The organism is Ideonella sp. P3_A4 (assembly GCF_056403075.1).
In genome coordinates this window covers 1-5,304 of record NZ_JBFUGE010000413.1, presented here as the reverse complement: position 1 = coordinate 5,304, position 5,304 = coordinate 1, and the positions used below count along the sequence as shown (strand labels likewise).

6 protein-coding genes are annotated in these 5,304 nt (G+C 66.5%); 2 read left to right on the top strand and 4 right to left on the bottom strand.

Annotated features, from left to right (window positions below):
• A partial coding sequence (locus AC1DYI_RS25495; protein ID WP_477206932.1) for a M48 family metallopeptidase occupies positions 1-1,046 on the top strand: 1,046 nt, incomplete at its 5' end.
• A 303-nt stretch (positions 1,047-1,349) separates the two neighbouring features.
• Positions 1,350-2,261 (top strand): ribosome small subunit-dependent GTPase A, encoded by a 912-nt coding sequence (gene rsgA / locus AC1DYI_RS25490; protein WP_477206931.1) that lies wholly within the window; start codon positions 1,350-1,352, stop codon positions 2,259-2,261.
• An 18-nt stretch (positions 2,262-2,279) separates the two neighbouring features.
• Here the strand turns inward: rsgA and AC1DYI_RS25485 are convergent, their stop codons facing one another.
• The 4 genes from AC1DYI_RS25485 to trmD form a co-directional block, all read right to left on the bottom strand.
• A complete protein-coding gene (locus AC1DYI_RS25485; protein WP_477206930.1) occupies positions 2,280-3,269 on the bottom strand; it encodes a CobD/CbiB family protein in 990 nt (329 codons plus the stop codon).
• Positions 3,270-3,292: 23 nt separating this feature from the next.
• Complete coding sequence (locus AC1DYI_RS25480) at positions 3,293-4,021, bottom strand: CoA pyrophosphatase (protein WP_477206929.1); 729 nt, start codon at positions 4,019-4,021, stop codon at positions 3,293-3,295.
• 134 nt (positions 4,022-4,155) lie between these two features.
• Complete coding sequence (gene rplS, locus AC1DYI_RS25475) at positions 4,156-4,509, bottom strand: 50S ribosomal protein L19 (RefSeq protein WP_329717030.1); 354 nt, start codon at positions 4,507-4,509, stop codon at positions 4,156-4,158.
• 131 nt (positions 4,510-4,640) lie between these two features.
• On the bottom strand, positions 4,641-5,304 hold a 664-nt coding region (gene trmD, locus AC1DYI_RS25470; protein WP_477206928.1), incomplete at its 5' end, for a tRNA (guanine(37)-N(1))-methyltransferase.

Below are 5,304 nucleotides of genomic sequence, written 5' to 3'. Positions count from 1 at the left end.
GAGCCGTGTTGCTGCTCGCCTGGACGCTGCTCGGCGGGCTGGATGCGCTGAACACGCTGGTGCGCGACGCACTGCAGCCGCGCTTCGGTGACCTGGCCTACCAGCTGGGGCTGTTCGCCGCCTTTGCCTTGATCGGTAGCCTGATCGACCTGCCGCTGGAATGGGTGCGGGTGTTCCGCATCGAGCAGCGCTTCGGCTTCAACCACATGACGCCGAAGCTGTTTTTCACCGACCTGGCCAAGGGCACGGCGTTATCGATCGCGATCGGCCTGCCGATGATGGCCGCGGTGCTGTGGGTGATGCACGCCACGGGCGAGTTCTGGTGGCTGTGGGCCTGGGCGCTGTGGGTCGGCTTCATCCTGCTGATGCAGGTGGTCTACCCGATCTGGATCGCGCCCTGGTTCAACCGCTTCGAACCCTTGGCCGACTCGGCGATGGCTGAGCGCGTGCAAGCCTTGATGGAGCGCTGTGGCTTCACGGCCAAGGGCTTGTTCGTGATGGACGGCAGCACCCGTTCCAGCCACGTCAACGCCTACTTCGGCGGCATTGGCAAAGCCAAGCGCGTGGTGCTGTTCGATACCTTGCTGGCCCGGCTGGGCGGGCGCGAGGTGGAAGCAGTGCTGGCTCACGAGTTGGGGCACTTCCACCACAAGCATGTGCTGGTAATGACGCTGCGCTCGTTCGGCGTGGGCCTGCTGGCGATGGCCTTGCTGGGCTGGCTGGCGCGCCAGCCGGCGTTCTTTGTCGGCCTGGGCGTCGAGCCCAACCTGCGAGCCGCGAACGATGCGTTGGCACTGCTGCTGTTCATGCTGGCAGCGCCACCGTTCCTGTTCTTCGCCTCGCCGCTGTCGGCACGCTGGTCGCRCCGCGCCGAGTTCGAGGCAGACGCTTACGCCCGTGCCCAGACCGACGGCGCCGATCTCGCTTCGGCGCTGCTGAAACTGCATGAAGACAACGGCAGCACGCTGACACCGGACCCGGTGTACGCCCGCTTCTACTACTCGCACCCACCGGCCAGCGAACGCTTGGCCGCGTTGCAGACTTGAGCGCCGCTCGGCCGCGCCATTCCAGTGTCCTGTCCCGCAAATAGCTGYCATTGCGACGGGCCGCAATGGGGATGATCGCGAGWCGACGAGCCGGGCAGATACCGGGYGGTATCTGCCCGGCTTGGCGGCGCTGCGAGCGCCCCATTTCGGCCCGCCCTTCGGGTTCGACCAGATGGCGCGCTCGCGCGCCCGGCCATCAGGGCAGATACGCTCGGTATCTGCCCAGCCGTCCGAACGCACGATCATCACCATCTGGTTGAATCTCAATGGCAGTTATTTGCGGGACAGGACACTAGGCGCACGATGAGCAAATTCGCGGAACTCGACATCGGGCTGGTCGTCGGTGCCCATGGCCGCCACGTGATGATCGAAACGCCAGAAGGCCGACGCCTGATCGGCCATCCCCGCGGCAAGAAAAGCCAATGCGTCGTCGGCGACCGGGTGCGCTGGCAGGTCTCGGGCGATGAGGCGGTGATCGAGGCGCTGGAGCCACGCCGCAATCTGCTGGCGCGGCAAGACGAGTGGCGCACCAAGTCCTTCGCCGCCAACATTGACCTGCTGCTGGTGGTGCTGTCCGGCGAGCCGATGTTCAGCGAATCGCAGCTGACACGAGCGCTGATCGCTGCTGAAGATGCCGGCATTGCCAGCGCGCTGCTGCTGAACAAGATCGACCTGCCCGTCGCCGCGCTGGCCCGCGAGCGCCTGCAGCCCTACCGCGCGATGGGCATCCCGGTCATCGAGGCGGCATTGAAGACCGCACCCGACGCGGCGCGCGCCGCGTTGGCGCCGCTGTTCGCCGGCAAAGCCACGCTGGTGCTGGGCCCCAGCGGCATGGGCAAGAGCACGCTGATCAACCTGATCGTGCCGCGCGCCGATGCGCAGGTGGGCGAAATCTCGCAGGCGCTGAATGCCGGCCGGCACACGACCACCACGACCACCTGGTATTGGCTGGACGACACCCGAACCGGTGCCCTGCTCGACTCACCCGGCTTCCAGGAATTCGGCCTGATGCATGTCACGCCGCAGCGGCTGGCCGAGCTGATGCCGGACATCCGTGCCCACCTGGGTCACTGCCGCTTCTACAACTGCACCCACCGCCACGAGCCCGGCTGTGGCGTACGCGCGGCCGCCGAGCGCGGCGAGATCGCGCCGACGCGTGTGCGCTTGTACGAAGGGCTGTGGGACGAGCTGGAACAAGGGCAGCGCAAGGGTTAGCTCTTGCGTTCTTCTTGGCTAGCCAAGCAGGTTTGCCAGCTTCATCAGCGCCAGCAGCAGCATCCACAGCACCATCGAGCGCCAGACCAGCCCGACAACGCTGCCCAGGTGACCCAGCTGAGGCGGGATACCGGGCGTCGAGCCAGCGGCTTCAGCGGCCTCGGCGTCGCCGCCTTGGGCGAAGGTCTTCGAGCGATCGGGCGTGATGCCCGGCGCTGCACCGCCGCCCAGTTGAACGCCGACCGCGCCCGCGGCGGCCGCGAGGATGATCCCTTCGTTGGCGTGCTTCCAGAGTTCGGCGTCGCGCCGCCAGCCGGCAACGGCCTCTTCGAAGTTGCCGACCACCGCGAAGCCGAACGCGGTCAAACGCGCCGGCACATGGTCGATCACGCTGAAGGCGCGCTGCGACAGGTCCTTCAGGTTCTCGTTCACCGCGACACCCAGCGAGCGGCTCCTGAAGGCCCAGTAGCGGCTGGCAAATTCGGCCATCCGGTAGGCTACTGCGCCGGCCGGGCCCAGGCCCAGTGCAGCCAACACCACGTAGCAAAAGAAAACACCGAAAACGTGTCGATGCGCAGCCAGCAGCGCGTGTTCGAGCACGTGGCGCAGCAGTTCGGTGCGCGGCAGCTCACTGGCGTCCAGATGGCGCCATTCGGCCAGCAGCCGGCGCGCCTGGTCTTCATCGCCGCGCTCCAGCGCCTCGCGGATGTCGGTGAAGTAGTGGCTGAACTGGCGAAACCCGAGCGTCAGGTAGACGATCGCGACGTCGAACAGCAGCGCCGCGATGACGCTGAAATGGGCAATGCCGAAGTGGATCGCCCACGCCAACAGTGCCGGCACGACAACGGTGACGAACCAGACCACGCGCGCATGCTGCGGCTTGCCAGCGTCGAAGTTGCGGCCCGTCCAACCGACCCAGTCGGCCAGCGTGTCGTGCACCCAGTTGTCACGCGGCAGCGGCTTGACCTGCTCGATCAACAGCGCAAAGAGAACGGCGAAGAAACTCATCGCCGAGGATGATACCCAGAGGGTCAGTCCGAAAGCAGGTGGTAGAGGTTACGCAACATCGCCGCTGTGGCGCCCCAGACGAAGTATTCGCGTGGATCACCGTGGCCCGGACGCCAGGGCATCGACAGAAATCGGCGGCGCGCACCACCGAACTCGAACTCGTGGTGCTGGTGGTTGGCCGGGTTCATCAGGAAATGCAGCGGCACTTCGAACGCTTCGGCAACCTCGAAGCTGTCGAGGGCGAGGATGTAGTCGGGGCGGACCAACCCGACCACCGGCGTGACGACGAAGCGGGTCACGGTCGTGTAGACAGGCAACTGGCCAATGACCTCGACCATCTCGTGCTTCAGGCCGACCTCTTCTTCGGCCTCGCGCAGTGCGGTGGCTACCGCGTCGGCATCGCTGGGCTCGGCGCGGCCGCCGGGAAAGCTGATCTGGCCGGCGTGGTCGTGCAGGTGGTCGGTGCGGCGGGTCAGCAACACGTGCAACTCGCCCGGACGCTGCACCAGCGGCACCAGCACCGAGGCGGCCGTGGCTTGGCGGTCGCTGAAGTCTGGGCGGGCACCGTCGCCACCAATCGGCGACTGCCAATCACCGAGACGCGCCAATCGCTCGCGCAAGGCATCGGGCTGCAATCGCTCGGCGACGACAGGCGGCAGGTGGCTGTCGTGGCCGACGACCGGGATCATGTGCGGGTCGCGAAGCACCGGCCGGCTCGGGCGGGCGGAAATGGGCGGCTCGTCAGAAGGCATGGCGGGCGAGCTTACGCCAGGAAGCAAAAAGCCGCCTCAAGGGCGGCTTTGAAAGTGGGCCAACTTTTGACTTCGTCGAAAGCTGGCTTCGCGCTTTCGCGCGACTTGCCGCTACGCGGCAAGCTGACCGAAGGTCAGGCCAGCTTCTCCTTGATACGTGCCGACTTGCCGGAACGCTCACGCAGGTAGTACAGCTTGGCGCGACGGACATCGCCGCGGCGCTTGACTTCGATCGAAGCGATCAGCGGGCTGTACAGCTGGAAGGTACGTTCCACGCCTTCGCCGCTCGAGATCTTGCGAACGATGAAGCTGGAATTCAGGCCGCGGTTGCGCTTGGCAATCACGACGCCTTCGTAGGCCTGCACGCGCTTGCGGGTGCCTTCGACGACGTTCACGCTGACGATCACGGTGTCGCCAGGGGCAAACGGCGGAATCGTCTTGTTCAGGCGAGCAATTTCTTCTTGCTCAAGGGTCTGGATCAGGTCCACAGGGTTCTCCAAAATGATCGTACCGGCGCGCTTGGAATGAGTGGGCGACACCCTTGAAACACCTTATGAACGACTGTTCACACGGCAACTCGGGGTCGACTCTGCCCGGCAGAGGATCGAAAAGCCTTTGATTATATCGCAGTTGAAACGGCCGGCGGCAGTAGCGCCAGAAAGCGCTCGTCGGCCTTGCTCAGGCGCCCAGCGGCGCGCGCCGCTGCGATCAGATCGGGCCGACGGCTGGCGGTCAGCTCCAGCGAGCGCTCGCGGCGCCAGCGGGCGATGTCGGCATGGTGGCCGGACAGCAGCACTGGCGGCACCGGCAGCGGACCCTCGGCACTGTCCAGCAGCTCCGGCCGGCTGTAGTGCGGGCAGTCGAGCAGGCCGTCTTCGAAACTGTCCTGCTGGTGCGAGCGGGCGTCCGACAGCACCCCCTCCTGCAGGCGGGCGATGCCGTCCAGCAGGGCCAGCGCCGGCAGCTCGCCACCGGACAGTACGAAGTCTCCCAGGCTAAGTTCCAGGTCGACATGGCGGTCAAGGAAACGCTGGTCGATGCCTTCGTAACGGCCACACAACAGCACCGCGCCGGGGCCGGTGGCCATTTCGCGCAGCAAAGCCTGGTCGATGCGCCGGCCGGTCGGGCTGAAGTGGATCAGTGGCGCATGAACAGCGCCCCCAGAGTCGTCGCTGGCGACGACCCGCCCCCCGAGGGGGGCGAGGAGCTCGGGAGCGGCCCTTCGCTCGTCGGCGCCGCGCGCCGCACGCACCGCCGCCAGTGCCCGCTCCAGCGGCTCGGCC

What these genes read in the sequence shown, in the direction of transcription:
- rsgA (WP_477206931.1), top strand. Translation starts at nt 1,350, where the DNA reads ATGAGCAAATTCGCGGAACTCGACATCGGGCTGGTCGTCGGTGCCCAT.
- AC1DYI_RS25485 (WP_477206930.1), bottom strand. Translation starts at nt 3,269, where the DNA reads ATGAGTTTCTTCGCCGTTCTCTTTGCGCTGTTGATCGAGCAGGTCAAG.
- AC1DYI_RS25480 (WP_477206929.1), bottom strand. Translation starts at nt 4,021, where the DNA reads ATGCCTTCTGACGAGCCGCCCATTTCCGCCCGCCCGAGCCGGCCGGTG.